The sequence below is a fragment of the Sphingomonas sp. RS2018 genome (assembly GCF_054489605.1).
Genome location: NZ_JBTMWL010000005.1, coordinates 38,880 through 65,406, shown reverse-complemented (window position 1 = coordinate 65,406; position 26,527 = coordinate 38,880). Strand labels below are relative to the sequence as shown.

The 26,527-nt window shown below is 67.5% G+C and carries 27 protein-coding genes; 3 read left to right on the top strand and 24 right to left on the bottom strand.

From position 1 onward, the window contains the following. Window position 1: 1 nt before the first annotated feature. The 5 genes from egtB to ACX40P_RS14005 all read right to left on the bottom strand — a co-directional run bounded on the left by egtB (window position 2) and on the right by ACX40P_RS14005 (window position 5,594). Window positions 2-1,261 carry an ergothioneine biosynthesis protein EgtB gene (gene egtB / locus ACX40P_RS14025; protein ID WP_459126982.1) on the bottom strand — a complete coding sequence of 420 codons (1,260 nt, stop codon included), beginning with the start codon at window positions 1,259-1,261 and terminating at the stop codon, window positions 2-4. 49 nt (window positions 1,262-1,310) lie between these two features. Continuing rightward, window positions 1,311-1,868 carry a cob(I)yrinic acid a,c-diamide adenosyltransferase gene (locus ACX40P_RS14020; RefSeq protein ID WP_459126981.1) on the bottom strand — a complete coding sequence of 186 codons (558 nt, stop codon included), beginning with the start codon at window positions 1,866-1,868 and terminating at the stop codon, window positions 1,311-1,313. 198 nt (window positions 1,869-2,066) lie between these two features. Continuing rightward, window positions 2,067-3,716, bottom strand: a complete 1,650-nt coding sequence (gene groL / locus ACX40P_RS14015; protein ID WP_459126980.1) for a chaperonin GroEL — start codon at window positions 3,714-3,716, stop codon at window positions 2,067-2,069. A gap of 53 nt (window positions 3,717-3,769) precedes the next feature. After that, a complete protein-coding gene (groES, locus tag ACX40P_RS14010; RefSeq protein ID WP_459126979.1) occupies window positions 3,770-4,057 on the bottom strand; it encodes a co-chaperone GroES in 288 nt (95 codons plus the stop codon). Window positions 4,058-4,196: 139 nt separating this feature from the next. After that, window positions 4,197-5,594 (bottom strand): MATE family efflux transporter, encoded by a 1,398-nt coding sequence (locus ACX40P_RS14005; RefSeq protein ID WP_459126978.1) that lies wholly within the window; start codon window positions 5,592-5,594, stop codon window positions 4,197-4,199. Between the two features lie 563 nt (window positions 5,595-6,157). Here ACX40P_RS14005 and sppA point away from each other — a divergent pair. Genes sppA through ACX40P_RS13990 form a run of 3 tightly spaced genes read left to right on the top strand, consistent with a single transcriptional unit; the run spans window position 6,158 to window position 9,041 of the window. Beyond that, the gene (gene sppA, locus ACX40P_RS14000; protein WP_459126977.1) at window positions 6,158-8,038 is read left to right on the top strand and encodes a signal peptide peptidase SppA; all 1,881 of its coding nucleotides are present in this window, start codon (window positions 6,158-6,160) and stop codon (window positions 8,036-8,038) included. Then, on the top strand, window positions 8,035-8,595 hold the full coding sequence (locus ACX40P_RS13995) for a GNAT family N-acetyltransferase (RefSeq protein ID WP_459126976.1): 561 nt from the start codon (window positions 8,035-8,037) through the stop codon (window positions 8,593-8,595). The genes sppA and ACX40P_RS13995 overlap by 4 nt, the downstream gene beginning before the upstream one ends. 41 nt (window positions 8,596-8,636) lie before the next feature. Further along, window positions 8,637-9,041: a hypothetical protein gene (locus tag ACX40P_RS13990; RefSeq protein WP_459126975.1), complete on the top strand. Its 405-nt coding sequence runs from the start codon at window positions 8,637-8,639 to the stop codon at window positions 9,039-9,041. Here the strand turns inward: ACX40P_RS13990 and ACX40P_RS13985 are convergent. From ACX40P_RS13985 to ACX40P_RS13895, 19 genes are all read right to left on the bottom strand, one after another. Next, window positions 9,010-9,639 (bottom strand): trimeric intracellular cation channel family protein, encoded by a 630-nt coding sequence (locus ACX40P_RS13985; protein ID WP_459126974.1) that lies wholly within the window; start codon window positions 9,637-9,639, stop codon window positions 9,010-9,012. The genes ACX40P_RS13990 and ACX40P_RS13985 overlap by 32 nt on opposite strands. Then, window positions 9,636-9,929: a GCN5-related N-acetyltransferase gene (locus ACX40P_RS13980; RefSeq protein ID WP_459126973.1), complete on the bottom strand. Its 294-nt coding sequence runs from the start codon at window positions 9,927-9,929 to the stop codon at window positions 9,636-9,638. The genes ACX40P_RS13985 and ACX40P_RS13980 overlap by 4 nt, the downstream gene beginning before the upstream one ends. A gap of 94 nt (window positions 9,930-10,023) precedes the next feature. Continuing rightward, window positions 10,024-11,430: a dihydrolipoyl dehydrogenase gene (gene lpdA / locus ACX40P_RS13975; RefSeq protein WP_459126972.1), complete on the bottom strand. Its 1,407-nt coding sequence runs from the start codon at window positions 11,428-11,430 to the stop codon at window positions 10,024-10,026. Next, on the bottom strand, window positions 11,423-11,791 hold the full coding sequence (locus ACX40P_RS13970) for a DUF5615 family PIN-like protein (RefSeq protein ID WP_459126971.1): 369 nt from the start codon (window positions 11,789-11,791) through the stop codon (window positions 11,423-11,425). Before ACX40P_RS13970 ends, lpdA begins: the two co-directional genes overlap by 8 nt. Before the next feature lie 3 nt (window positions 11,792-11,794). Then, complete coding sequence (locus ACX40P_RS13965) at window positions 11,795-12,031, bottom strand: DUF433 domain-containing protein (protein WP_459126970.1); 237 nt, start codon at window positions 12,029-12,031, stop codon at window positions 11,795-11,797. Window positions 12,032-12,039: 8 nt separating this feature from the next. Continuing rightward, window positions 12,040-13,302 carry a 2-oxoglutarate dehydrogenase complex dihydrolipoyllysine-residue succinyltransferase gene (gene odhB, locus ACX40P_RS13960; RefSeq protein ID WP_459126969.1) on the bottom strand — a complete coding sequence of 421 codons (1,263 nt, stop codon included), beginning with the start codon at window positions 13,300-13,302 and terminating at the stop codon, window positions 12,040-12,042. Between the two features lie 57 nt (window positions 13,303-13,359). Next, window positions 13,360-16,326, bottom strand: a complete 2,967-nt coding sequence (locus tag ACX40P_RS13955) for a 2-oxoglutarate dehydrogenase E1 component (protein WP_459127075.1) — start codon at window positions 16,324-16,326, stop codon at window positions 13,360-13,362. 178 nt (window positions 16,327-16,504) lie between these two features. Beyond that, window positions 16,505-17,389, bottom strand: a complete 885-nt coding sequence (gene sucD, locus ACX40P_RS13950; RefSeq protein ID WP_459126968.1) for a succinate--CoA ligase subunit alpha — start codon at window positions 17,387-17,389, stop codon at window positions 16,505-16,507. Then, window positions 17,386-17,691, bottom strand: a complete 306-nt coding sequence (locus ACX40P_RS13945) for a GIY-YIG nuclease family protein (protein WP_459126967.1) — start codon at window positions 17,689-17,691, stop codon at window positions 17,386-17,388. The genes sucD and ACX40P_RS13945 overlap by 4 nt, the downstream gene beginning before the upstream one ends. A gap of 98 nt (window positions 17,692-17,789) precedes the next feature. Beyond that, the gene (mdh, locus tag ACX40P_RS13940; RefSeq protein WP_459126966.1) at window positions 17,790-18,752 is read right to left on the bottom strand and encodes a malate dehydrogenase; all 963 of its coding nucleotides are present in this window, start codon (window positions 18,750-18,752) and stop codon (window positions 17,790-17,792) included. Window positions 18,753-18,907: 155 nt separating this feature from the next. After that, window positions 18,908-20,029, bottom strand: coding sequence for a cell division protein ZapE (gene zapE / locus ACX40P_RS13935; protein ID WP_459126965.1), 1,122 nt, complete (start codon window positions 20,027-20,029; stop codon window positions 18,908-18,910). Window positions 20,030-20,057: 28 nt separating this feature from the next. Further along, window positions 20,058-20,843, bottom strand: a complete 786-nt coding sequence (locus ACX40P_RS13930; RefSeq protein WP_459126964.1) for a succinate dehydrogenase iron-sulfur subunit — start codon at window positions 20,841-20,843, stop codon at window positions 20,058-20,060. A 69-nt stretch (window positions 20,844-20,912) separates the two neighbouring features. After that, window positions 20,913-21,515 carry an ATP-dependent Clp protease proteolytic subunit gene (locus ACX40P_RS13925; RefSeq protein ID WP_459126963.1) on the bottom strand — a complete coding sequence of 201 codons (603 nt, stop codon included), beginning with the start codon at window positions 21,513-21,515 and terminating at the stop codon, window positions 20,913-20,915. Window positions 21,516-21,555: 40 nt separating this feature from the next. Further along, window positions 21,556-22,431: a glycoside hydrolase gene (locus tag ACX40P_RS13920; protein ID WP_459126962.1), complete on the bottom strand. Its 876-nt coding sequence runs from the start codon at window positions 22,429-22,431 to the stop codon at window positions 21,556-21,558. Continuing rightward, the gene (locus ACX40P_RS13915) at window positions 22,431-23,015 is read right to left on the bottom strand and encodes a hypothetical protein (protein ID WP_459126961.1); all 585 of its coding nucleotides are present in this window, start codon (window positions 23,013-23,015) and stop codon (window positions 22,431-22,433) included. The genes ACX40P_RS13920 and ACX40P_RS13915 overlap by 1 nt, the downstream gene beginning before the upstream one ends. A gap of 26 nt (window positions 23,016-23,041) precedes the next feature. Continuing rightward, window positions 23,042-24,841: a succinate dehydrogenase flavoprotein subunit gene (gene sdhA, locus ACX40P_RS13910; RefSeq protein WP_459126960.1), complete on the bottom strand. Its 1,800-nt coding sequence runs from the start codon at window positions 24,839-24,841 to the stop codon at window positions 23,042-23,044. After that, window positions 24,841-25,227: a succinate dehydrogenase, hydrophobic membrane anchor protein gene (gene sdhD / locus ACX40P_RS13905; RefSeq protein ID WP_459126959.1), complete on the bottom strand. Its 387-nt coding sequence runs from the start codon at window positions 25,225-25,227 to the stop codon at window positions 24,841-24,843. Before sdhD ends, sdhA begins: the two co-directional genes overlap by 1 nt. Further along, complete coding sequence (gene sdhC / locus ACX40P_RS13900; RefSeq protein ID WP_459126958.1) at window positions 25,227-25,634, bottom strand: succinate dehydrogenase, cytochrome b556 subunit; 408 nt, start codon at window positions 25,632-25,634, stop codon at window positions 25,227-25,229. The genes sdhD and sdhC overlap by 1 nt, the downstream gene beginning before the upstream one ends. Before the next feature lie 167 nt (window positions 25,635-25,801). Next, a complete protein-coding gene (locus ACX40P_RS13895) occupies window positions 25,802-26,449 on the bottom strand; it encodes a DUF4893 domain-containing protein (RefSeq protein ID WP_459126957.1) in 648 nt (215 codons plus the stop codon). Between the last annotated feature and the right edge of the window lie 78 nt (window positions 26,450-26,527).

Below are 26,527 nucleotides of genomic sequence, written 5' to 3'. Positions count from 1 at the left end.
GTCAGAGGTCCTTTGCGAGGCGCACGCCGGTGAACTGCCAGCGCTGATGGGGGTAGAAGAAGTTGCGATAGCTCGCCCGCGCGTGGCCACGCGGCGTCGCGCACGATCCGCCACGCAGCACGCACTGCCCGGACATGAACTTGCCGTTGTATTCGCCGACCGCACCGGCCGCCGCGACGAAGCCTGGATAGGGTCGGTACGCGCTACCGGTCCATTCCCACACGTCGCCGAAGAACGCCGGCCCGCCAGCCGACGGGCGCGGCTCGATCGGCCCGGCGGCGTCGAGAAAGTTGCCCGCGGTCGCCTCATGCGCGCTCGCCGCGGCTTCCCACTCGAATTCGGTCGGCAGTCGTGCGCCCGCCCATGCGGCATAGGCATCCGCCTCGAAGAAGCTGACGTGCGTCACCGGCGCCGCCGGATCGACCGCACGCCGCCCGTCCAGCCCGAAGCGCGTCCACGCCCCGTCCTGGCGCTCCCAGTACAGCGGCGCGGCGATGCTTTCCGCCTTCACCCATGCCCAGCCGTCCGCCAGCCACCAACGCGGATCGGCGTAGCCGCCATCGTCTATGAAGGCCGCCCATTCGCCATTCGTCACGGTGCGGTCTGCGATGGCATGCGGCGGTACCAGCGCGCGATGGCGCGGCCCCTCGCAATCGAACGCGAAGCCGCTGCCGTCGTGGCCGATCTCGACCACCGCCTCGGCCCGTTTTATCCAGCCGACCGGTCCCGGCATCGCCACCGGCACCTTGCGCGCGCCCGGCCAGATCGCCGGCTCGCACGGGTTCTGAGCGAACAGGTGCAGCACGTCGGTCAGCAGCAGCTCCTGATGCTGCTCCTCGTGATGACATCCGAGCGCCACCAGTTCCGCCGCCGCATCCGGCAGCGTCGGCAGCGCGTCGAGCACCGCCCCCGTTACCGCCGCGCGATACGTTACTACCTCGTCCAGCGACGGCCGCGTCATCATGCCCCGCCGGTCGCGGGCATGGCGCGCGCCCTCCGCCTCGTAATAGCTGTTGAACAGGAACGGGAAGCGCGGGTCGTGCAGGACATAGCCCGCGACATGATCGCGCAGCACGAACGTCTCGAAGAACCAGCTGGTATGCGCCAGATGCCATTTGGCCGGCGACGCATCCGGCATCGACTGGACCGTGGCATCGGCGTCGGAGAGCGACGCGACCAGCGCCTCGGTCAGTGCGCGGACGGCGGCGAAACGATCCGCCAGCGGTATCGAAAGCGACGAATCGGCGGCCCCTGTTCTCATTACGTTCTTATTCCGCCCAGGCGCCGCGCGCGTCAAGGGGGCGGCGGTGTCAGCGCAACGCTCCCGGAACCCACAGAACGTCGCTTCCCGCGCTTTGGTTCACGTAACGTGCGGCGACGAAGAGATAATCCGACAGGCGATTGATATATGCCGCCACTTCGGGCGACAGCGGGGTGCTCTCCCCACATGCCACCACCGAGCGTTCCGCCCGTCGCGCCACCGTCCGCGCGAGGTGCAGCGCCGCCGCGCCCGCATCGCCCGCCGGCAGGATGAAACTCTGGAGCGGCGCCAGATCGGCGTTCAGCGTATCGATCGCCTGTTCCAGCCGCTCGACCTGCCGCGCGGTGACGCGCAGCGCGCCCTCGATCTCCAGCGGCGTCGCCAGATCGGCACCGAGATCGAATAGGTCGTTCTGGATGCGCCCCAGTTCGGCGCGCACGACATCGTCGGTCAGCGACGACAGCGCGACGCCGATCGCCGAATTCGCCTCGTCCACATCGCCGATCGCGGCCATGCGCGGATCGGCCTTCGACACGCGGCTGCCATCGACGAGGCCCGTCGTACCGGCGTCGCCGGTGCGGGTGTAGATCTTGGTGAGCTTGACCATGGGCGCTCCTTCGCATCGGCGGCGCGTGGTTGCCAGTGTGCAGACGCGAAAAGACCGGCGGATCGCTCCGCCGGTCTTTTCTTTTTGCTTGGGTCGGACAGCGGCGGAGCCGCTGTCGGGACGTCGGACGAAGCCGTTCGGCTTCGCCGGCCGATCCGATTTTCTGTCTCGGGCAGCCTTCGCTGCCCCGGTCGAAAATCAGAAGTCCATGCCGCCCATGCCGCCCATGCCGCCGCCGTGGCCGCCCATGGCCGGCGCCGCCTTGTCTTCCGGCAGCTCGCTCACAGCCGCCTCGGTCGTGATGAGCAGGCCGGCGACCGACGCCGCGTTCTGGAGCGCGGTGCGGACGACCTTGGTCGGGTCGATCACGCCGGCCGCGACCAGGTTCTCGTAGGTGTCGGTCGCGGCGTTGAAGCCGAGCGACGTGTCGTTGCCGTCGAGCAGCTTGCCCGAAACCACCGCACCGTCATGACCCGCGTTCTGCGCGATCTGGCGGACGAGGGCGGTCAGCGACTTGCGGACGATGTCCACGCCGCGCGTCTGGTCCTCGTTCGCACCCTCGACGCCGTCCAGCGCCTTGGTCGCGTACAGCAGCGCCGTACCGCCACCGGGGACGATGCCTTCTTCGACCGCGGCGCGGGTCGCGTGCAGCGCGTCGTCGACGCGATCCTTGCGCTCCTTCACCTCGACTTCCGACGCACCACCGACCTTGATGACGGCGACGCCACCGGCCAGCTTCGCCAGACGCTCCTGCAGCTTCTCGCGGTCGTAGTCCGAAGTCGTGACCTCGATCTGCTGACGGATCGCATCGGTGCGGCCCTTGATCGACTCGGCTTCACCGGCGCCATCGACGATGGTGGTGTTGTCCTTGTCGATCGTGACGCGCTTGGCGGTGCCGAGCATGCCCAGCGTCACCGTCTCGAGCTTGATGCCGAGATCCTCGCTGATGACTTCGCCCTTGGTCAGGATCGCGATGTCTTCCAGCATCGCCTTGCGACGATCGCCAAAGCCCGGTGCCTTGACCGCTGCGACCTTCAGGCCGCCGCGCAGCTTGTTGACCACCAGCGTGGCGAGCGCCTCGCCCTCGATGTCCTCGGCGATGATGAGCAGCGGACGGCCCGACTGCACCACGGCCTCCAGGATCGGCAGCATCGCCTGCAGCGACGACAGCTTCTTCTCGTGGATCAGGATATAGGGATCCTGAAGCTCGACCGACATCTTCTCGGGGTTGGTGATGAAGTACGGCGACAGGTAACCTCGGTCGAACTGCATGCCCTCGACGACGTCCAGCTCGAATTCGAGGCCCTTGGCCTCTTCGACAGTAATGACGCCTTCCTTGCCGACCTTCTCCATCGCTTCCGCGATCTTCTCGCCGACTTCACGGTCGCCGTTGGCCGAGATGATGCCGACCTGCGCGACTTCGTTCGAGCCCGAGACGGGCTTCGAGCGCGACTTCACGTCCTCGACGACCTTGGTGACGGCCAGATCGATGCCGCGCTTCAGATCCATCGGGTTCATGCCCGCCGCGACCGATTTCATGCCCTCGCGCACGATTGCTTGTGCGAGAACGGTCGCGGTGGTGGTGCCGTCGCCGGCGATGTCGTTGGTCTTCGAGGCCACTTCGCGCACCATCTGCGCGCCCATGTTCTCGAACTTGTCCTTCAGCTCGATCTCCTTGGCGACGGTGACGCCGTCCTTGGTGATGCGCGGAGCACCGAACGACTTGTCGATGACGACGTTGCGGCCCTTCGGCCCGAGCGTCACCTTCACCGCATCGGCGAGGATGTCGACGCCGCGCAGGATGCGCTCACGCGCGTCGCGGCCGAATTTCACGTCTTTGGCTGCCATGTGGCTACCCTTTCAGATTCGAATGTTGAGAACGTAGAGAGGTACGGAAGCGCTCAGCCGAGGATGCCGAGGATATCGCTTTCCTTCATGATGAGCAGGTCTTCGCCGTCGACCTTGACCTCGGTGCCGGACCATTTGCCGAACAGCACGCGGTCACCGGCCTTCACTTCCAGCGGGTGGACCTGGCCCGACTCGCTACGCGCACCGGTGCCGGCCGAGACGACCTCGCCCTCTTGCGGCTTTTCCTTGGCGGTGTCCGGGATGATGATCCCGCCCGAGGTCTTTTCCTCGGCCTCGACGCGGCGGACGAGCACGCGGTCGTGCAGCGGACGGAAAGTCATGGAGCATGTCCCTTTATTGCAGGCGTAAACGGATTGGCACTCGAACGCGTCGAGTGCCAGCGCCCCGCATATGTGGAGCCCTCCGCGCATCGTCAACGGGCGGCGGGAACAAAATTCGGCTGGATGCGTGGCCTGTGCGTCAGGCCGTGTGCGGAACGGCGACGACCCGCCTGCGCCACGACCAGCGCCACAGCAGCAGCACGGAGACGACGCCCAGTCCCGCCGCCAGTCCCCACCATATGCCTTGCGCGCCCCAGCCCAGCCGGAAGCCGAACAGCGCCGCCGCGCCGAAGCCGATGAACCAGTAACCGAATACCTGGATCATCATCGGCACACGCGTATCCTGCACCCCGCGCAGCACGCCCGCCGCCACCGCCTGCGCCCCGTCGACTAGCTGGAACACCGCCGCGACGGCAAGCAGCTCGACCGCCAGCACCGCGACCGCGGGGTGTACCGCCGGATCGATATAGGCGCGCACCAACAACGTCGGCACGCTCCACAGCACCGTCGCGGTCGCCACCATCGCACCAATCCCCACCGCGATCGCCGTCCAGCCCGCGCGCGCGATCCACGCGGTGTCGGCCGCACCGTAAGCGAAGCCGACACGGATCGTCGCCGCTTGCGCCAGGCCGAACGGGATCTGGAAGGCGATGGCGGCGATGTTCAGCGCGACCGCATGCGCATCGATCGCGGTGACCGAGATCAGCCCCATCAGCAGCGCGCTGCCGCCGAACAGCCCGCCCTCCGCCATCCAGCCAAGCGCGATCGGCGCACCCAGCCGCGCGATCTCCACCATCCGCGACCATTCCGCGCGCCACCACCGCCCGAACAGCCGATAGCGCCGCAGCCGCCGGTCGCGCGTCAGCACGACCCAGTAGACCGCGCTGGTGAAGACCGACACGACGACGCTCGCCAGCGCCGACCCCGTCAGTCCCAGCGCCGGAAAGCCCGCATTGCCGAACACCAGGCACCAATTGGCGAGAACCGCGACCAGCAGCGCCAGACCCGTGACGCCCAGCGCCCAGCCCGGCCGCCCGAGCGTCGCCGCGGTCAGCCGCATCAGCGCCGACAGGATCACCGGCGCGGTCGCGAACGACAGGATGCGGCAGAACCCGCCCGCCCGCGCCGCGACCTGCGCATCCTGCCCGGCCAGCAGCAGCAGCGGCTCGACCATCCACAGGATCAGCATCACCAGCGCCGCCACCGCGACCGCCAGCCACATCCCCATCCGGAACGACCGCCGCACCTGCCGCACCACGCCCAGCCGCCGGCCGATCGCCGCGGCGATCAGCGGCTCGGCGGCCCCGACCAGCCCGACGCCCGCGAACGCCAGCAGGTTGAACAGGAACACGCCCAGCGTCGCCGCAGCAAAATCGACCGGCCCCAGCCGCGCGACGAACACGACATCGACCGCGAACACCGCCATCTGCATCAGGTTCGCCCCGACCAGCGGCCCGGCAAGCCGCAGCAGCGCGGACAGCTCCGCCCGGACATCGACGGGCCTGACGGCATCGGACGGGCGGCGGGCGGCGGACATGGGCGACGCTCGTAGAGTGCCGGACGCAGGACGGAAAGCGCGATCGGCTCCCGACCACACGCGCACGGCCACCCGACGTCACGCACTGCCCCCACCACAATCGTCATCCCCGCGAAGGCGGGGATCAATACGCACCGCCCCCGGTGGCAGTCACCACGCTCTGCCAGAATGAATTCCCGCCTCCGCGGGAATGACGAAGGTTGGGGCGCAGCCGAACCAAAGCCAAACAACCTCCGCGTCCTCTGCGCCTCTGCGCGAAAACCACTGTCCTACATCGCGGCAATCTGCTCGACGTGCCCTCGACCGAGCGGCACGCAAAAGCGGCAAAGTTGACAACAGGGGACGAATGCACCGCGTTTCGGTCAACTTTGCGTGACCCCGCGCTCCCACGCAGGCGGGAGCCCAGGGTTACGGACGGCAACGCTTGCGGCTCTGGGCTCCCGCCTCCGCGGGAGCACGGCGGTGCGTTCGACGAAACCCCGTCTTACCCCCATAATACAGCCCGTTGCCCCACCCCCGCCCCTCGGCTACGGTCCGCCCAAACCTGATCGGAGAACACACGCGTGAAACTGGTTCGGGCGGCCTGGCGGCTGCTGGTCGGCATCAAGGATTTGATGGTCCTCGCCCTGCTGCTGCTGTTCTTCGGCGTGCTCTTCGCGGTGCTGAACGCACGGCCGGGGGTGCGGCCGATCACCGACGGCGCGCTGGTGCTGGCGCTCGACGGGCGGCTGGTGGAGCAGCCGCAGGCGGTCGACCCGTTCCGCTTCGGCGGCACGACCGCGCTCGGCGAAGTCCGCGCCCGCGATGTCGTCCGCGCGCTCGATGCCGCGCGCGGCGACACGCGGGTGAAGGCGGTGGTGCTCGATCTCGACCGGTTCATGGGCGGCTATCCCGCCACCGTCGCCGAAGTCGCCGCCGCGATCGGCCGCGTCCGCGCGACCGGCAAGCCGGTGCTCGCCTATGCCACCGGCTATACCGACGCGGGCTATCTGCTCGCTGCCAATGCGTCCGAAATCTGGGTGAACCCGATGGGCGGCGCGCTGTTCTCGGGGCCGGGCGGGTCGCAGCTCTATTACAAGGGGCTGATCGACAAGCTCGGCGTCAACGTCCACGTCTATCGCGTCGGCCAGTTCAAATCGGCGGTCGAACCCTATCTGCTGACCGGCCAGTCCGCCCCGGCCCGCGCCGCGAACCAGGCGCTGTACGGCGCGATCCTCGAACAATGGCAACAGAACGTCGCGCGCGCCCGGCCCAAGGCGCGCGTCGCGGAGGTGATGGCACGCCCCGACGCCGCGGTGCTCGCCGCGAAGGGCGACATCGCCGCAATGAACAAGGCGTTAGGGCTGGTCGATTACCTCGGCGACCGCACGGCGTTCGGCCTGCGCGTCGCTAAGCTGGTCGGCCGCGACGCGACCAAGCCCGCCGGCACCTTCAACACCATCCGCTTCGCCGACTGGGTGAAGGCCAATCCCCTCCCGACCGGCGGCAACGCGATCGGCATCATCACTGTCGCCGGGGAGATCGTCGACGGCAAGGCGGGGCCGGGCACCGCCGGCGGCACCACCGTCTCGCGCCTGATCCTCGACGGCCTCGCCAAGCGTGAGCTCAAGGCGCTGGTCGTGCGCGTCGATTCGCCGGGCGGATCGACCTTCGCCTCGGAGGAGATCCGGCAGGCGGTGTTGCAGGCGAAGGCGCAGAAGCTTCCGGTCGTCATCTCGATGGCCGGCATCGCCGCATCGGGCGGCTATTGGGTCGCGACCGCGGGCGACACGATCTTCGCCGAACCGAACACCATCACCGGATCGATCGGCGTGTTCGGCATCCTGCCGAGCTTCGAGAACAGCCTCGCCAAGATTGGCGTGACCGCCGACGGCGTCCAGACCACGCCGCTCAGCGGACAGCCCGACATCTACCGCGGCTTTGCCCCCGAATTCGATCGAGTGATCCAGTCGGGGGTCGAGAACGCATACCTGCGCTTCATCACCCTCGTGTCGAACGCCCGCAAGCTGACTCCGGCGCGCGTCAACGAAATCGCGCAGGGTCGCGTCTGGGACGGCGGCACCGCACGTCAGCTCGGGCTGGTCGACCGGTTCGGCGGGCTGCCCGATGCCATCGCCGAGGCCGCCCGCCGCGCCGGCGTCGATCCGGCGAGCGTTCGCCCGGTCTATCTGGAGAAGGCGCCCGACTGGAAGGCGCAGCTCGCCGCCAGCCTCGCGCCCGCCGACGACGACGGTTCCGCCGATCAGGCGAGCCTCGATCCGATCGGCCGCATCGCCGAGGGTCGCCGCACGCTCTTCGCGCAGGCCATCGCCGACGCCCGCCGGCTGGCGACCGGATCGGCGGTACAGGCGCGCTGCGTCGAATGTGTCGGCTATGCGCCGGCGTCCGCATCGCTGCGCGACCTGTCGCTCGCCGACCTCCTCTACGCGCGGCTGTTCCAGTGATCGCGATCCGCCCCGCCCGGCCGGAGGACGCCGCCGCCATCGCCGCGATCTACGCGCCCTATGTGCTCGGCGGCACGGTCAGCTTCGAAAGCGAGGCGCCCGACACGCGCACGATGCGCACGCGCATGGCCGCATCGGACGGTCTCTATCCCTGGCTGGTCGCGACCGGCGGCGAGGAGGACGGCGGTGTGCTCGCCTACGCCTATGCGACGAAGTTCCGCGATCGCCCGGCATATAAATGGACCGTCGAGACCTCGGTCTATGTCGCCGGCGCCGTGCAGGGACAGGGCGTCGGCCGGCTGCTCTATGCCGCGCTGGTCGCGACCTTGCGCGCGCAGGGCTTCCGCCAGGCGATCGGTGTGGTCGCGCTGCCCAACGAACAGTCGATCCGCGCGCACGAGCACGCCGGCTTCCGCCGCACCGGCGTGCTGCGCGAGATCGGGTTCAAGCAGGGCCGCTGGATCGACGTCGGCTTCTGGCAGTGCGAGCTGCACGACGTGCGCGAGGCGCCCGGCGACATCCGGCCGTTCGCCGAAGTGGGTATCGTCCGCGGCTGATCGCAGCAACGAACGTATCCAACGCGACGTTTATCCGTCGTATGACCACGCACGTCATTCATATCGACCACGGCCACGCCTGCCCGCTCGTCGACGTCCGCCTGTCCGGCTTGTTCGAACCCGAAGCCGCCCTGTCGGCGGTGCGCGCCATCCGCACCGCGATCCGGACGCTGGGGCCGCGGATCGGCGAGCACGTCACCCTCTACGACACCACCGACATCACCGTCGCCCCGCCCGCGACGATTACGGCGATGCAGGAAAGCTGGCGTGATCCGGAGGCGATCCGACTGGCCGCGCGCCGCGTCGCCTATTGCAGCCCATCGGCGCTTGGCCGCCTGCAGCTGGCCCGGCTGCGTCAGGGGCGGGCCGACATCGGCGTCTTCCCGGGTCGCACCGCCGCGCTCGCCTGGCTGCTCAGCGCAGACCCCGATACGCCGGTAGCCTGATCTGCCAGCGGATCGCCGCGGCCCGGAGCGTAAAGCCCGCGCCAGCTGCAACCCCCGCCGCGACGACGACCGGCAATCCGGCGAGGCTCAGCAGCACATACAGCCCCGACGCCAGCGCCGCCGCCGTGACGTAAAGCTCTGGCCGCATCAGGATCGACGGCTCGCCGGCCAGCACGTCGCGGATGATCCCGCCGACGCACGCGGTCATCACCCCCATCAGCGCCGCCGGCACCGGCGGTATGCCATAAGCGGTCGCCTTCGCCGCGCCGAACACCGCGTACGCCGCCAGCCCCACCGCATCCAGCCAGTCGAGCGCCTGCCCCGCCCACCATCGCTGCGGCGTCACCCAGATCACTCCTGCCGCCGCCAGACAGACCCCGGCGACATGCGCGTCATGCGTCCAGAACACCGGCGCGCCGATCAGCAGGTCGCGCACCGATCCCCCGCCCACGCCCGTCACCAGCGCGAAGAAGGTCGCCGTCACCAGCGTCTGCCCAGCCTTCGTCGCCGCCAGCGCCCCCGACGCGGCGAAGACGGCGATACCGAACAGGTCGAGGAACGGCAGCACGGGGGTCAGTTCGGTCGGCAGCGGCGTCATGCGCCGCCCTTACGCGTACGCCGCCACGCAAGCGAGCGCCGGTTGAGCAGCGCCACATCCACATCGCCGCGCACCACCGCTTCCCCTGTGGCGACCGCACAGGCGAGGATCGCCTGATCCGCACAGGCGTACGCAGGACGCCCCGCAATCGCATCGTACCACACCCCACCGCAGGCATGGTCGAGCAGGATACGCTGGAAGCAGTGGTCGGCACGCACCGGAAAGTCGCGCGCGACCGCAAGGCCCGGCAGAACCTCGCGCGTCAGCGTCAGCCAGCGGGCCTCCAGCAAAGCGCGATCATCGCTCGCGACGGCTCCGTTCTTCGGCGACGGCGGTGGTGGCGCTTCTATCACCACGCACGCACCGCCGCGCCGACCCCGTTTGTCAGACGTGGATCGCCTTGCCCCGCACCGCCATCGCCGCTTCCTTGATCGCCTCGCTGTGCGTCGGATGCGCGTGGCAGGTGTAGGCGATGTCCTCGGACGTGGCGCCGAACTCCATCGCCTGCGCCGCCTGCGCGATCATCGTGCCGGCGGGCACCGCAATCGCCCACACGCCGAGCACGCGATCGGTCTTGGCGTCCGCGATAATCTTTACGAAGCCGCCCTCCTCGTGGTTGGTCTTCGCGCGGCTGTTGCCCGCCATCGGGAACTTGCCGACCTTGATGTCTCCACCCGATTCCTTGGCCTTTTCCTTCGCGGCTTCCTCGGTCAGCCCGACGCCGGAAATCTCGGGCCAAGTGTAGACGACGCTCGGGATGATATCGTGGTTCACGATGCCGGTCAGCCCGGCGATGTTCTCGGCGACCGCGATCCCCTCGTCCTCCGCCTTGTGCGCCAGCATCGGGCCGGGCACGACATCGCCGATCGCCCAGACGCCGTCGACCTTCGTGCGGAAGTCGTGACCCGTCTCGATCTGACCGCGCTGGTTCGGTGTCAGGCCGATCGCTTCGAGGCCCAGGCCATCGGTGTTCGGCCGCCGCCCGATCGACACCAGCACGACGTCCGCCTCCAGCGTCGTTGCCTCACCGCCCTGCGCGGGTTCCAGCGTCAGCGTCGCCTTCGTACCGTCGCTCTCGACCTTCGCGACCTTGGTCGACAGCAGGAAGTCGATGCCCTGCTTCTTGAAGATGCGGTTGGCCTCCTTGCGGATTTCGCCGTCGAAGCCCGGCAGGATCTGGTCGAGGAATTCGACGCACGTCACCTTAGCGCCCAGCCGGCGCCACACGCTGCCCAGCTCCAGCCCGATCACGCCGCCGCCGATGACGACCATATGTTCCGGCACCTTCGCCAGTTCCAGCGCGCCGGTCGAATCGACGATGACCTTCTGGTCGATCGTCACGCCCGGCAGCGGGGTGACCGACGATCCGGTGGCGATCACGACATCCTTGGCGGTGACGCTCTGCTCGCCGACCACGACGGTATGCGCGTCGGTGAAGTGCGCCTTGCCCTTCAGCCAGGTGACCTTGTTCTTCTTGAACAGGAATTCGATGCCGCCGGTCAGCTGCTTCACCGCATCCAGCCGCTGGCCGTGCATGGTGTCCAGGTCCAGCTCGGGCGTGACCTTGATCCCCATCTTCGCCATCGCGCCGTTCGCCGCCGCATCGAAATACTCCGACGCATGCAGCATCGCCTTCGACGGGATGCACCCGACGTTCAGGCAGGTGCCGCCCAGCGTCTCCCGGGCTTCGGCACACGCCACGCGCAACCCCAGCTGCGCCGCCCGGATCGCCGCGACATAACCGCCGGGGCCGGCACCGATCACGAGGACGTCATAGTCGTATTCAGCCATTGTCTTCTCCGGTCGGAAACGGCCTGCGACGCACGCCGTCCTTCGTGATGGTGGTCATGTGATCAGCGGCCACGCCAGCTTCAAGCAATGCCAGCAGCCGCACGGCAACAAATTCGGGATCGGCGCGACTGAGGCGCGTATACAGGATCGCGGCAGGTGGCGGCAGACCGCGATTGAAGATCAGGTCTCCGAAATCGCGATCGTAGGTAATCAGAACCAGCGTGCCGATGTCTGCCCCTGCGAGGATATCAACATCCTGCGTCCCCGGCGACGTTTCCCTGACGAACTCCACCGCATATCCTGCTGCTCTCAACCGTGCGACGACAGCCGGATGCTGATTTTCGTCGGCAAGCAGACGCATCTATCAGGCCGCGCGACGCTGCGCGGCGGTCGCTTCCTCGTGCAAGAGGTCGCGCGCGAACGCGACGGCGGCCCGCACATCCGTCTCGGTGATATGCGAGTAAGCGTCCAGAATGTCCGCGACCGACGCGCCGTCCTCGAAATATTCGAGGATCAGTTCGACCGATATCCGCGTGCCCCGCACTACCGGCTTGCCGCCGAGGATGCCGGCATCGGAATGGATGTGGTCGCGCCAGTTCATCGCCTGCCTCACAAATCGATCAATATCCGCGTCGGGTCCTCGATAGCATTCTTCAACGCGACGAGGAATGTCACCGCCTCGCGCCCGTCGATCAGGCGGTGGTCGTAGCTAAGCGCCAGGTACATCATCGGGCGGATGACGATCTGGCCGTCGCGCACGACCGGGCGGTCCTCGATGCGGTGCAGGCCGAGCACGGCCGACTGCGGCGGGTTGATGATCGGCGTCGACATCAGCGACCCGAACACGCCGCCGTTGGAGATGGTGAAGGTGCCGCCCTTCATCTCGTCCATCTTCAGCGTGCCCTCCTTGGCGCGCTTGCCGAAGTCGCCGATCGTCTTCTCGATGCCGGCGACGGTCAGCTGGTCGGCATCGCGGATGACGGGGACGACGAGGCCGCCGGGCGCCGACACCGCGACCGAGATGTCGGCATAGTCGTGGTAGACGATCTCGTCGCCCTCGATCGATGCGTTGACGGACGGGATATCCTTCAGCGCCATCGTCGCGGCCTTCACGAAGAAGCCCATGAAGCCCAGCCGCACGCCATGCTTCTTCTCGAACAAGTCCTTGTACTTCGTCCGCGCCTCGATGACGGCGGTCATGTCGACGTCGTTGAAGGTGGTGAGCAGCGCGGCGGTGTCCTGCGCGTCCTTCAGCCGCTTGGCGATGGTCTGGCGCAGGCGGGTCATGCGGACGCGTTCCTCGCGGCGCGGCGAAGCCGCGTCGGCGGGCGCAGCGTCCGCACGGACGGCGGGGGCTGCGCCCCCGTCCGACGGCGGCTTTGCCGCCGGCGCGTCGGTCTTGGCAGCGAACACATCGTCCTTGGTCAGCCGGCCGTCACGCCCGGTACCCTTGATCGTCGCGGGATCCACGCCGGTTTCGAGCACGGCGCGGCGCACCGACGGGCTCAGCGCGGCGGGGGCGTCGCCCGATGCCGGCGCCTGCTGCCCGGCGGTCTGCGCGGGCGACTGCGTCTCGGCGGGCGCGGGCGCGGCAGCCGGCGCGGCGGCAGGCGCCGGGCTGGTGGCGGCGCCATCGCCGGCCTCGATCGAACCGATCGTCGCGCCGACCGCGACGGTATCGCCGACGTTCACGCCATGCGCGCCCATCACGCCCGCGACCGGCGCCGGCACCTCGATCGACACCTTGTCGGTTTCGAGACTCGCGATCGGCTCGTCGGCCTTCACCGCGTCGCCCGGCTGCTTCAGCCATTCGCCGAGCGTCGCTTCGGTGATCGATTCGCCCAGCACGGGGACTTTGATTTCGGTCGACATATATTCGGTCCTCACAGCCGTTCGGGCGAACGGAATTCAGTCGTCGGGTTCAAACGGTTACGCGCCGGCCTTACCGGCCGTCTTTTCGTCTTCGGTCACGCGGGCCCGACGCACTTCCTCGCGCACGCTGTGGCCCAGCGCGTCCGCGACCAGCGCGCCCTGCTCCAGCTGGTGACGCTTCATCAGGCCGGTCGCGGGCGAGGCGGAGGCCGAACGCCCGGCGTAGCGCGCGCGCGGGATGCGGCTGCCCGCGGCCGCCAGCGCCTCCTCGATCAGCGGCTCGACGAAGAACCAGTAGCCATTGTTCTTCGGCTCTTCCTGCGCCCAGACGATCTCCTCCAGGTTCGGCATGCGAGCCACCCGCTTCGCCAGCGGATCGCCGGGGAAGGGATAGAGCTGCTCGATTCGGACGATCTGCGTCGCGGTGTCGCCGGCGGCGTCGCGCGCTTCCATCAGGTCGTAGGCGACCTTGCCCGTGCACAGCACCAGCCGCTTCGTCTCCGTATCCGCCGGCGCCTTCGGGTCGGACAGGATGCGCATGAAGTGGCTGTCGGTCTGGAAATCCGCCGCCTTGCTGACCGCCAGCTTGTGCCGCAGCAACGACTTGGGCGTCATCACGATCAAGGGCTTGCGGAAATTGCGGTGCATCTGCCGGCGCAGCAGGTGGAAGTAGTTGGCCGGCGTCGTGCAGTTGGCGACCTGGATATTGTCCTGCGCGCACGCCTGCAGGAAGCGTTCGGGACGCGCCGACGAATGCTCCGGCCCCTGCCCTTCGTATCCGTGCGGCAACAGCATGACGAGACCGTTGGCACGCAGCCACTTGGACTCGCCCGACGTGATGAACTGGTCGATCATGATCTGCGCGCCGTTCACGAAGTCGCCGAACTGCGCCTCCCACAGCACCAGCGTCTTCGGATCGGCGAGCGCATAGCCATATTCGAACCCGAGTACGCCATATTCGCTGAGCGGTGAATCGAGCACCTCGAACCGGCCATGCTCGACCGTCTGCAACGGCACGTACTTGTGCTCGTCGGTCTGATCGACCCACACCGCATGCCGCTGCGAAAACGTCCCGCGACCCGAATCCTGTCCCGACAGGCGGACGCCGTAGCCCTCCGACAGTAGCGACCCGAACGCCAGCGCCTCGCCGGTCGCCCAGTCGAAATTCTCGCCCGACTTGAACATGGTGGCCTTGGCGTCGAGCACGCGCGCCAGCGTCTTGTGGACCTTCACGCTGTCCGGGATGGTGGTCAGCGTCCGACCCAGCGCGTCGAACAGCTTGCGGTCGATGCCCGTCTCGACGTTACGACGTGCGCTCTCGGCATCGGCGGGGGCGTGCAGCCCCGACCAGCGACCCGCGAACCAGTCCGCCTTGTTCGGCTTGTACGAAGCGCCCGCCTCGAACTCGCCTTCCATCATCGTGTCGAACTGCTTCCACTGATCGTCGACCCACGCCTGGTCGACCACGCCCTCGGCGATCAGCCGCTTGGCATAGATCTCGGCAACACCCGGATGCGTTTTGATCGCGGCATACATCAGCGGCTGGGTGAACGACGGCTCGTCGCCCTCGTTGTGGCCGAAGCGGCGATAGCACCACATGTCGATCACAACGTCGCGGTGGAAGGTCTGGCGGAACTCGATCGCCATCTTGGTGGCGAAGGTCACCGCCTCGGGATCGTCGCCGTTCACATGGAACACGGGCGCCTGCACGCCCTTCGCCACATCGCTCGGATAGGGCGATGAGCGCGCGAACTGCGGACTGGTCGTGAAGCCGACCTGGTTGTTGATGACGAAGTGGACGCAGCCCCCGGTGTTGTAGCCGCGGATGCCCGAGAAGCCGAGGCACTCCCACACGATGCCCTGCCCCGCGAACGCGGCGTCGCCGTGGATCAGCACCGGCAACGACGCCTTATGCTCCTTCAGGTCGTTCGCCACCGTCTGGATCGCGCGGATCTTGCCCAGCACGACCGGATCCGCCGCCTCCAGATGGCTGGGGTTGGCGACCAGCGACATATGGACCTTGATTCCGTCGAACTCGCGGTCGGTCGACGTGCCGAGGTGATATTTCACGTCACCCGATCCGCCGACATCCTCGGGGTTGGACGAGCCGCCCGAAAATTCGTGGAAGATCGCGCGGTACGGCTTGCCCATCACGTTCGCGAGCGTGTTCAGCCGGCCGCGGTGCGCCATGCCGAACACGATCTCGCGCACGCCGTACTGGCCGCCGTATTTGATGACGCTTTCCAGCGCCGGGATCATGCTCTCGCCGCCGTCCAGGCCGAAGCGCTTGGTGCCGACGTACTTGCGGCCAAGGAACTTCTCATAGCCTTCGGCGGCGATCACCTTGCTCAGGATCGCCTTCTTGCCGTCGGTGGTGAATTCGATCGCCTTGCCCTGGCCCTCCATCCGGTCCTGCAGGAACTTGCGCTCCTCCACGTCCGAGATGTGCATATACTCCAGCCCGACCTTGCCGCAGTAGTTGGCGCGCAGGATCTGCACGAGTTCGCGGATCGTCGCGCTTTCCAGTCCCAGCACGCCGCCCAGATACACCGGCGTGTCGATCTGGTCGTCGGTGAAGCCGTGATATTCGGTACGCAGATCGTCCGGCAGGTCGCGCGTCATCAGCCCGAGCGGGTCGAGCTGCGCCGCCAGATGCCCGCGCACGCGGTAGGTGCGGATCAGCGTCATCGCACGGATCGAGGCGTCAGCGGCCTTGCGGATATCGTCCTGCGACGGCGCGGGTGCAGCGGCGAGCGCGGGCTTGCCGCTGCCCTTCGCGGGCTTGGGCGCCGGCTCCATCTGAGTCGGGTCGAGGCCCGCGGTCAGCGAATCCGTTTCCGACAACGGCCAGTTCGGCTTCGCCCAGGACGGACCCGTCGCCGTCCCCTCCAACCCCTCGAAGAACGCACGCCAGCCGGGCTCCAGCCCGCCCGGATCGCGCTTGAACTTCGCGTAGAGTGTGTCGACGAACGCCGGGCTGACGCCACCGGCGATATCCGAGAAATCCTGGCCTTCGTAGCCCATCTTGCACCTCATTCCCCTCTCCCGTCGGGAGAGGGTTGCGCAGACTTAGGCCTGAAAGGCCTTAGTCGGAGCTGGGTGAGGGGATCACGCTATCGAGAGCGCATCTCCTCATCCAACTTCCGCTAGACAGCAAGCTGCCAAGCTCCAGTATCCTTCTCCCTCTGGAGAAGGCCCACTCTCAACCCTTCAACACCGCGACCAGCGTCTCACCCAGCAGGCTGGGCGAATCCGCGACCTTGATGCCCGCGGCTTCCATCGCCGCGATCTTGTCTTCCGCACCGCCCTGGCCGCCCGAGACGATCGCACCGGCATGGCCCATGCGACGCCCCGGAGGCGCCGTGCGGCCGGCGATGAAGCCCGCCATCGGCTTCGACCGGCCACGCTTGGCCTCGTCGCGCAGGAACTGGGAAGCTTCCTCTTCGGCCGATCCGCCGATCTCGCCGATCATGATGATCGACTGGGTCGCGTCGTCGGCCAGGAACAGCTCCAGCACGTCGATGAAGTTGGTGCCGTTGACGGGATCGCCGCCGATGCCGACCGCGGTGGTCTGGCCCAGACCCGCATTGGTCGTCTGGAACACCGCCTCATAGGTCAGCGTGCCCGAGCGCGACACGACGCCGACCGATCCGTTCGAGAAGATCGAACCCGGCATGATGCCGATCTTGCACTGACCCGGCGTCAACACGCCCGGGCAGTTCGGCCCGATCAGCCGCGACTTCGATCCCGACAGCGCGCGCTTTACCTTGACCATGTCGAGCACCGGAATGCCCTCGGTGATGCAGACGATCAGCGGCACTTCCGCGTCGATCGCCTCCAGGATCGAATCCGCGGCGAAGGGCGGCGGCACGTAGATCACCGATGCATCCGCGCCGGTCTTGCTGACCGCCTCGTGCACCGTGTTGAACACCGGCAGGCCGAGATGCTCGGTCCCGCCCTTGCCCGGCGTCACGCCACCGACCATCTGCGTGCCGTAATCCAGCGCCGCCTGCGTGTGGAAGCTGCCGGTCTCACCGGTCATGCCCTGGGTGATGACCCGGGTGTTCTTGTCGACGAGGATGCTCATGCCTGTGTCTCGTTCCCAACTATCGAACCGAACAGATCATCCCACCGCGGGTTCATCTCTTCGATCAGCCGTAGCTTCCACGGCCTGTTCCATTTCTTGATCCGCCGCTCGCGCAACCGCGCTTCCTGCAGATCGTCATGTGCTTCGTACCAGACGAGGAGCGTGCACCTCGTCTCGCTCGTGAACTCTCCGCCGACCCCGTTGCGATGCTGCCAGACTCGCTGGATCAGATTGCTGGTCGATCCGGTATAGATCGTTCCGTTACGCCGGCTCGCCACGATGTAGACAAAGCCCGCCTTCATTCCGCCCTCCCGTGCTCCCGCGAAGGCGGGAGCCTAGGGTTACGAAGGACGTCGCTCAATAACCCTGGGCACCCGCCTGCGCGGGTGCACGGCGGGACTTAGGAGAGCGACCCGTCGATCCCCTTGCACGCCACCAGCAGCTCCTTCACCGCATTCACCGACACCTGCAAATTCGCCTTCGCCTCGTCCGACAGCTTGACCTCGACGACCTTCTCGACGCCGTCCTTGCCGATCACCACCGGCACGCCGACGTACAGGTCGTCGATGCCGTACTGGCCGGTCAGGTGCGCCGCCGCCGGCAGCACGCGCTTCTTGTCGTAGAGATAGGCCTCGGCCATCGCGATGCCGCTGGTCGCGGGGGCGTAATAGGCGGAACCCGTCTTCAGCAGCGCGACGATCTCGCCGCCGCCGCCGCGGGTGCGCTTAACGATCTCGTCCACGCGCTCCTTCGTCGACATGCCCATCTCGATCAGGTCGGTGACCGGGATGCCGCTGACGGTCGAATATTCGAGCACCGGCACCATCGTGTCGCCGTGGCCGCCCAGCACGAAGCTGTTCACGTCCTTCACCGACACCTTGAACTCGTCGGCGAGGAAGTGGCTGAACCGCGCCGAATCGAGCACGCCAGCCATGCCGACGACCTTCTGGTGCGGCAGGCCGGAGAACTCGCGCAGCGCCCACACCATCGCGTCGAGCGGGTTGGTGATGCAGATCACGAACGCGTCGGGCGCATTGGCAGCGATGCCTTCGCCGACCGCCTTCATCACCTTTAGGTTGATGCCGAGCAGGTCGTCACGGCTCATGCCCGGCTTGCGCGCCACGCCCGCGGTGACGATGATGACGTCGGCGCCAGCGATGTCAGCATAGTCGTTGGAACCGGTGATGCTCGCGTCGAAGCCCTCGACGGGTCCGCACTGCGACAAGTCCAGCGCCTTGCCCTGCGGCACACCCTCGGCCACGTCGAACAGGACGATGTCGCCCAGCCCCTTCAGGGCGGCGAGGTGCGCGAGCGTGCCGCCGATGTTGCCGGCGCCGATCAGCGCGATCTTCTTGCGAGCCAAGTCCGTCTCCGTTTCCGTTGAGGTCGGGCGCGCCCAAAACCTTGACCAGACGCGCGAAGTCCGGGGCGGCATAGGCCGATCCCGCCGACGCGGCAACCCGTAAAGCGCCAGGGTCAAGGATTTAACTGATAACTGTTCTCAATATCATTAGAGCGTCATCGTGCGTCTTCCGTCATCCCATGCCCCAACGCCAGATAGTGCGCCGACCGCATCTCCATCAGCCGGCTGACCGTCCGCTCGAACTCGAAAGCGCCGTCGCCGGCCACGTACAGCGCCTCGGGCTGCGCTGCTGCGGTCGCGATCAACTTCACCTTATGCTCGTACAGCGTGTCGATCAGCGTCACGAACCGAGCCGCCTCGTTGCGATTCTCTGGCCCCATCGCTGGGATGCCGACGACGATCACGGTATGGAAATGCCGCGCGATCGCGAGATAGTCGGGCACGCCGCGCGGCTCGCCGCACAGTCGCTTGAACGAAAAGACGCCGACACCCTTCAGGCTTTTGGGCACATGCAGCGTCCGCCCGCCCGCCACCGCCAGCTCTTCGGAGGGCACATGGGCGCGGTCGGCGGGATCGAAGTCGGTCAGGCGGAAGAACGCATCCGTCACCGCCGCCGTGGCCGCATCGCCGAGCGGCACGTGCCACGTCTCGCCCCCGCCCAGCCGGTCGAGCCGATAATCGGTTGGCCCGTTCAGCGCGACCACGTCCATCCGCTGCCCGATCAAGTCGATGAAGGGCAGGAAGAGCTGGCGGTTCAGCCCGTTCTTGTACAGGTCGGCCGGCGGGCGGTTCGATGTCGACACGATCGTCACGCCCGCATCGAACAGCGCGGTGAACAGGCGCGACAGGATTGCGGCGTCGGCCATGTTGGTGACGACCAGCTCGTCGAACGCCAGCAGCCGCGCCTCTTCGGCCAGCGCCGCGGCGACCGGCGCGATCGGGTCGCCCGCTTCCTTCTGCCGCTCGATGCGCAGCCGGTCGTGCACCTCGGCCATGAATTCGTGGAAATGCACGCGGCGCTTGTGCGCAATATCGACGCACCCGAAGAACAGGTCCATCAGCATCGACTTGCCGCGACCCACCCCGCCCCACAGGTAGACGCCGCGCAGCGGCTCGGCAGAGCGGCCAAACAGGCGCGCGATCCGGCCGGGCGCTTTCTGCGATTCCAGCGCATCGGCGAGCGCCGCCAGCCGGCGCGCGGCATCGGCCTGCGCCGCATCCGGGCGGAGTTCGCCCGACGCGACGAGCGCGTCGTAGCGGGCGAGCAGGTCGGTCACGAACCGGGACGTCGTCGCGCGAACCGGATCAGAGGATCCGCTCGGCTTCCATCTTCTTGATCTCGGAAATCGCCTTCGCCGGCGACAGCCCCTTCGGGCACGCGTTCGCGCAGTTCATGATCGTGTGGCAGCGATACAGGCGGAACGGATCCTCCAGCTCGTCGAGCCGCTCGCCGGTCATCTCGTCGCGGCTGTCGGCCAGCCAGCGATAGGCCTGCAATAGGATCGCCGGGCCGAGGAACTTGTCGCTGTTCCACCAATAGCTGGGGCACGACGTCGAACAGCACGCGCACAGGATGCACTCGTAGAGTCCATCCAGCTTCGCGCGATCCTCGGGCGACTGCAGCCGCTCCTTGCCCGCCGGCGTCGGCGTGACGGTCTGGAGCCACGGCTTGATCGAAGCGTATTGCGCGTAGAAGTGCGTGAAGTCGGGCACCAGATCCTTGACGACGTCCATCGCGGGCAGCGGCGTGATGCGCACCTCGCCCTTGATGTCCTCGATCGCGGTGGTGCAGGCGAGGCCGTTCTTGCCGTCCATGTTCATCGAACACGATCCGCAGATGCCCTCGCGGCACGAGCGGCGGAACGTCAGCGACGGATCGGCCTCCGCCTTGATCTTGATGAGCGCGTCGAGCACCATCGGACCGCAATCGTCGAGATCGATCTCGAACCGGTCATAGCGCGGGTTCTCGCCCGAATCGGGATCGTAGCGATAGATTTTGAAGTTCTTGATCCGCTTCGCATCGGCCGGCGCCTTGTGCACCTGCCCCTTGCCGGTGATCCTGCTGTTCTTGGGGAGGGTGAACTCGGCCATCGCGTCACGTTCCTGAAATACCTGCCTTCCCCAAAACAGGGCCGGGCGTCCGCGTCAACCGTCCGCGGGTCAGATCACGTCGAGCACCAGGCCGCGGCTGCGCGCCTCTTCGCAATCGATGTACCAGTTATAGGGCGCCTTCTCGCGCACCTCGTCGAACGAAACGCTGCTTCCCGCCACCAGCGCGCGGAAGCCTTCCTCCTCGATTCCGATGCTGTGCTCGATCTCGTGCAGCTTCGCCTTCAGCGGCGCGACCTGCATCTTCAGCGGCCCGTTCAGTGCGATCTGCGCCGTCATCTGCCGCTCGTGGATCATCAGCCGCGTGCCGCGCGTCAGGAAGCGCTTGTCGGCCGGGAAGAACGACATGAACGTCGCGCCCGCCGAATAGACGGCGACCTTGCCAAGGAACAGCGTCTCGCGGCCGGTATATTCGCGGATCAGGCGCACGTCGTGCCCCATCGCCCGCGCGATTTCCGGATCGCCGCCCAGCGTCGTGATCGCGAACACCAGCGTCCCCTCGGCCGGCGCGGCGCGCAGCTGGTCGTGAAACGAGGTGTAGGTCGCGTCGTCGATCGGCCCGTGCATCTGCACGTGCGGCCGGGCGAGCAGCGGATAATCGGCGGCGTTGCCGCGGCGGGGCTGCGTCTGCGTCTGCGTCTCGGTGTCGATCATGCGCGGCGAAACCGGCGACGCCGCGCCCGGGTTCCGCCCGTCAGCATACCTCGGCAGTGTTCGTCGGCGGCGGTCCCGGCGGCACGCGCGCAGCCGAGCGATGGGAAGGATCGCCCGCCAGCCGATGCCGCGCACCGTAGACGCGGCCCAGCAGCGCATGGAGCGTCGGGTCGTATGCCTCCAGGTCGTCGGCATTCAGGATGCGCCGCCCATCGAACACCGCCAGCCGGTTCGATTCGAACCAGAACTGCGACCCTTCCGCCCAATATTCGTCGACAGTGGTCGAGGCATATTCGCCGCGCCACAGCCCGCGGGCCATCGCCGATCGATAGGCACGGCCCACCGCCGCATGCAGAGCGGGATCGACCTGCTCCAGCGCCACCAATATGTCGTGCGAGAATTCATGGACGAAGATCGTCTCGCCCCAGTAGCGCGACGACCGCAGCCCAAGCACATCCTCGGTTGCGCCGCTGGTCAGCGGCCCCGACATGCCCCGCGCCCTCGCGTTCCAATAGGCGCGGTCGGTCATCGCGCCGATCCGGGTGTCGTAATGCTTGCGCTCGCAGCGCGTCAGCCGCGGATCGTCGCGCGTCGGCCGCGTCCAGTGGCGCTGCTCGGGCAGGTCGGTCGTTGCCTCGTCCACCCCCATGATGGCGACGCGAAACCCCCGCTTCGCCAGATTGCGCGCCAGTTCGGGCCGATGCGCGGTCATGCCGAGCACGATCGACCGCGCAGCCGCCAATGCCGCGTGCGGCACCTTGTCCGACGACAGGATCGGAATGCCTCGCGCCTCGACATGCCGCGTGTAGAAGGGATCGACACGCAGCGCCGCCGGCGGCGCACCGATGCGGTCGGACGCCGACGTCGCTGCCGAAAGGAGCAACAGCGTCGAGAGCGCCCACTGCTTCCGTCGCATCAATGCCCGATCCACGTCTGGTAGAAGCGGCGGCGATCGGAATCATAGCCCAGCTCGCTGATGTCGCCGCACTCGAAACAAGCCAGCACGTTCAGCCCGCCATCGTCGCGCAGATAGAGCCAGGTGAAGGCGAAATCCTGCATCTCGAACCCGGCGAGCGCTCCGTCCCGATCGGTGATGAGCAATGCCGTCCCGGTCTGGCCGATCCCGCACGTCCGATAGACGACGACCCGCACCACGAAGAAGAACGGCCCGCTGCGAAACGGCTGAGCGAAGGCGGACGGGTGCTTGGCCAGCGTCGCGTCGATCTCGCGCTGCGTCTGGCGGTCGGCGCTGGCGATGGCGCCCGCGCGGAGCAGGTCGACCTGACAGATTCGCATCGCCCTGCCGGCGGGTGACTTGGCGGCGATGACGGCATCGATCTGCGCCAGCGTGATCGGGCCGATCGCAGTCGATGCGGGCTTGAACACCGGCTCGCGCGCCCACCACGCGTACCCGGCCCGCGCCGGCACCACCATGACGGCGGGCATGCGCGCATCGGCGGCGACGGAACGCGCAGGCAGCAACGGGAGTGCGACCATCATGGCGATGGCCGCGCTCCGTCCAAGCATTAGTACACCCGCTTCTTCGGCTTGATATAGTCGATATCGTCGGTCAGCGTGTAGTCGTGCACCGGGCGATAATCGATCTTCACGCCCGCACCGTCGATCCACAGCAACGTGTGCTTCATCCATTCGTCATCGTGACGATCCGGATAATCCTCGTGCATGTGCGCGCCGCGGCTCTCGTGGCGATTCGATGCGGCGTGCATCGTCACCTGCGCCTGCGGCAGCATGTTGTCGAGTTCCAGCGTCTCGATCAGGTCGGTGTTCCAGATCAGCGACCGGTCGGTCACCTTCACGTCGGCGATCTGCGCGGCGATCGCGTCGATCTTCACCTTGCCCTCGTCGAGCAGGCCGGTGTCGCGGAACACCGCGGCATGCTTCTGCATCGTGTGCTGCATGTCGCGGCGGATGTCGGCGGTCGGCGTGCTGCCGTTCGCGTTGCGGAACTTGTCGAGCCGCGCCAGCGCCTTATCCGCCGAGTCGGCGGGCAGCGGCTGGTGCGCCACGTCGCGCTTGGTGATCTCGGCGATGCGCTTGCCGGTCGCGCGGCCGAACACGACCAGATCAATCAGCGAGTTGGAGCCGAGGCGATTGGCGCCATGAACCGAAACGCACGCCGCCTCGCCCACCGCGAACAGGCCCGGCACGACGGTATCGGGGTTGCCGTCCTTCAGCGTCACGACCTCGCCGTGATAGTTACAGGGAATGCCGCCCATGTTGTAGTGCACGGTCGGCGTCACCGGCAGCGGCTGGCGCGTCAGGTCGACGCCGGCGAAGATCTTGCCGGTCTCGGTGATACCCGGCAGGCGCTCGGCCAGCACCTTTGGATCGATATGGTCGAGGTGGAGGTAGATGTGGTCCTTGTTCGGCCCCACGCCGCGCCCCTCGCGAATCTCCGCCGCCATCGACCGCGACACGACGTCGCGCGAGGCGAGGTCCTTCGCGCTCGGGGCATAGCGCTCCATGAAGCGTTCGCCCTCCGAATTGGTCAGATACCCGCCCTCGCCGCGCGCGCCCTCGGTGATGAGCACGCCTGCGCCATAGATGCCGGTCGGATGGAACTGCACGAACTCCATATCCTGCATCGGCAGGCCGGCGCGCAGCACCATCCCGCCGCCGTCGCCGGTGCAGGTATGGGCGCTGGTCGCCGAGAAATAGCAGCGGCCGTATCCGCCCGTCGCCAGCACGACGTGATGGCTGCGGAAGCGGTGGATGCTGCCGTCCGCCATGCACAGCGCGATCACGCCGCGGCATTCGGGACCGTTCGGGCCATCCTCCATGATGAGGTCGAGCGCGAAATATTCGATGTAGAAGTCGGTGTCGTACTTCAGGCTCTGCTGGTACAGCGCGTGCAGCATCGCATGGCCGGTGCGGTCGGCGGCGGCGCAGGTGCGCTGCGCAGGCGGGCCCTCGCCCATGTTCTGCATCATGCCGCCGAACGGGCGCTGATAGATCTTGCCCTCTTCGGTGCGGCTGAACGGCACGCCGGCGTGCTCCAGCTCGTACACCGCCTGTGGCGCCTCGCGGCACAGATATTCGATCGCGTCCTGATCGCCCAGCCAGTCCGATCCCTTGACGGTATCGTACATGTGCCACGTCCAGTGGTCCGGCCCCATGTTGCCCAGCGACGCGGCGATGCCGCCCTGCGCCGCGACGGTGTGGCTGCGCGTCGGGAACACCTTGGTGATGCACGCGGTCTTCAGGCCGCTCTCGGCGATGCCCATCGCGGCGCGCAGGCCAGACCCGCCCGCGCCGACGACGACGGCGTCATAGGTGTGGTCGATGATCTTGTAGCTGTCGGCCATTACTTTGCCGTTCCGGTAAGAGCGATGCGAAGCACCGAGAAGATGGCGATGGCGCCCAGGCCGATCGTAAAGACGTTCAGCGCCAGCAGCATCGCGATGCGGCTGACGTCCTTCTGATAATCCTCGATCACCACCTGCAGCCCGAGGCGGAAGTGGTAGAACACCGACAGGATCAGCAGCACCATCGGCACCGCGCCCCACGGGCTCGACAGCCAGCGGACGATGTCGGCATGCTCGTACGTCGGCATCCGCGCGATGCTGAGGAAGAACCACAGCATCAGCAGGATGTTCGTCCCCGCCGTCACGCGCTGGTGCCACCAGTGATGCGCGCCTTCCTTGGCGCTGCCCAGACCGCGAACGCGACCCAGCTCGGTGCCGCCGCGCATCAGCGTCCTCCCACCAGATAGGCCCAGAAGGCGACGGTCGCGACGACCGAAAACACCAGGGTCGCGATCGACGACGCGCGATTGGCGCGCAGCTCGAAATTCGCGCCCATGTCCATGAACAGGTGGCGCACGCCGTTCGCCATATGCTGGAAGAACGCCCAGGTCAGCCCCACGCCCAGCACATAGCCGAGCGGCGCCCACGGCCCGGTGAACCACGACAGGAACCACATATAGCTCTCGACCCCGCTCGCCGCGGCGGCCAGCCACCAGACGAACAGGATCGTGCCCACCGTCGCCATCCCCGAACCGGTCGCCCGGTGGAGGATCGAGACCAGCATGTGCGGCCCCCATTTATACACCTGCAGGTGCGGGGCGCGTGGGCGGGACGGCGTATGCGCGGTTGCCAAGCGGATAGTCCTTAACTCGGGAATCTTTAGCAGCGTCCCTTGGCGCGCCGCATGGGCGGATGCAAGCATATCGGCCTTGTTGCGAACGGCTTGCAGTCTAGTCAGACCCTCCCTGTCACCCCGGACTTGTTCCGGGATGATGGGGTTAAGCGGCGAAGGTTCGAAATCTACCCCGGCTGCCGATCCGTCGGCACCGGCGTCAGCTCATACACATCGATGCTCCGCCCGTCCGTCGCCGGCACCACCATCCGCCAGCGGAACGGCGCCACCCGCTCGACCACGCCGGCGACATCGCGATCGGGCTGCGTGCCATAGGCCGGCGCCGCGCCGCCCGGCCGCCGCGACCGCGCGCCGAGGAAGACATAGCGGGTCGGCCCCGCGGGAAAGAGCCGCCCGGCGGGCAGGTCGCTGCCGGTCTGCTTGGTCAGGCTCAGCCCATCGGCGCCCTCGCCGCGCACGTAGCAGAAGCCCGCCGGAAAGCTGCGGAGCCGCGCCGCCCCCGCCGCCGCGCCCAGCCTGTGCACGCGGCAATCATAGGACCCCGGCGGCAGTTCGGGATGGTCGAGCGCCGCGCCGGCCACCAGCAGCGGCCCGGCGGCAGCAACCGCCTTCGCTCCGCGCGCCGGCATCCGCGCCATCGCCGCCGTCCAGCTCGTCGCCAGCGCATCGATCCGCGCGGCATCCTCGGCCCGCGCCGCCTCCCGCCACGGCTCGCCGGGGGCCAGCGTGACGCTTGCGCCCGGCACCGGGCCGGTACGTCCAGCGCAGGCGGCGAGCAGCAGGAACAGGGCGGGCAGGGCGGCGGCGATCTTCATGGGAATGGCCCGGTCATACGCGTTAACAAGGACTTAAAGATCGCTCCCGCACCCTTAACAAATGGTAAAGATGCGCCC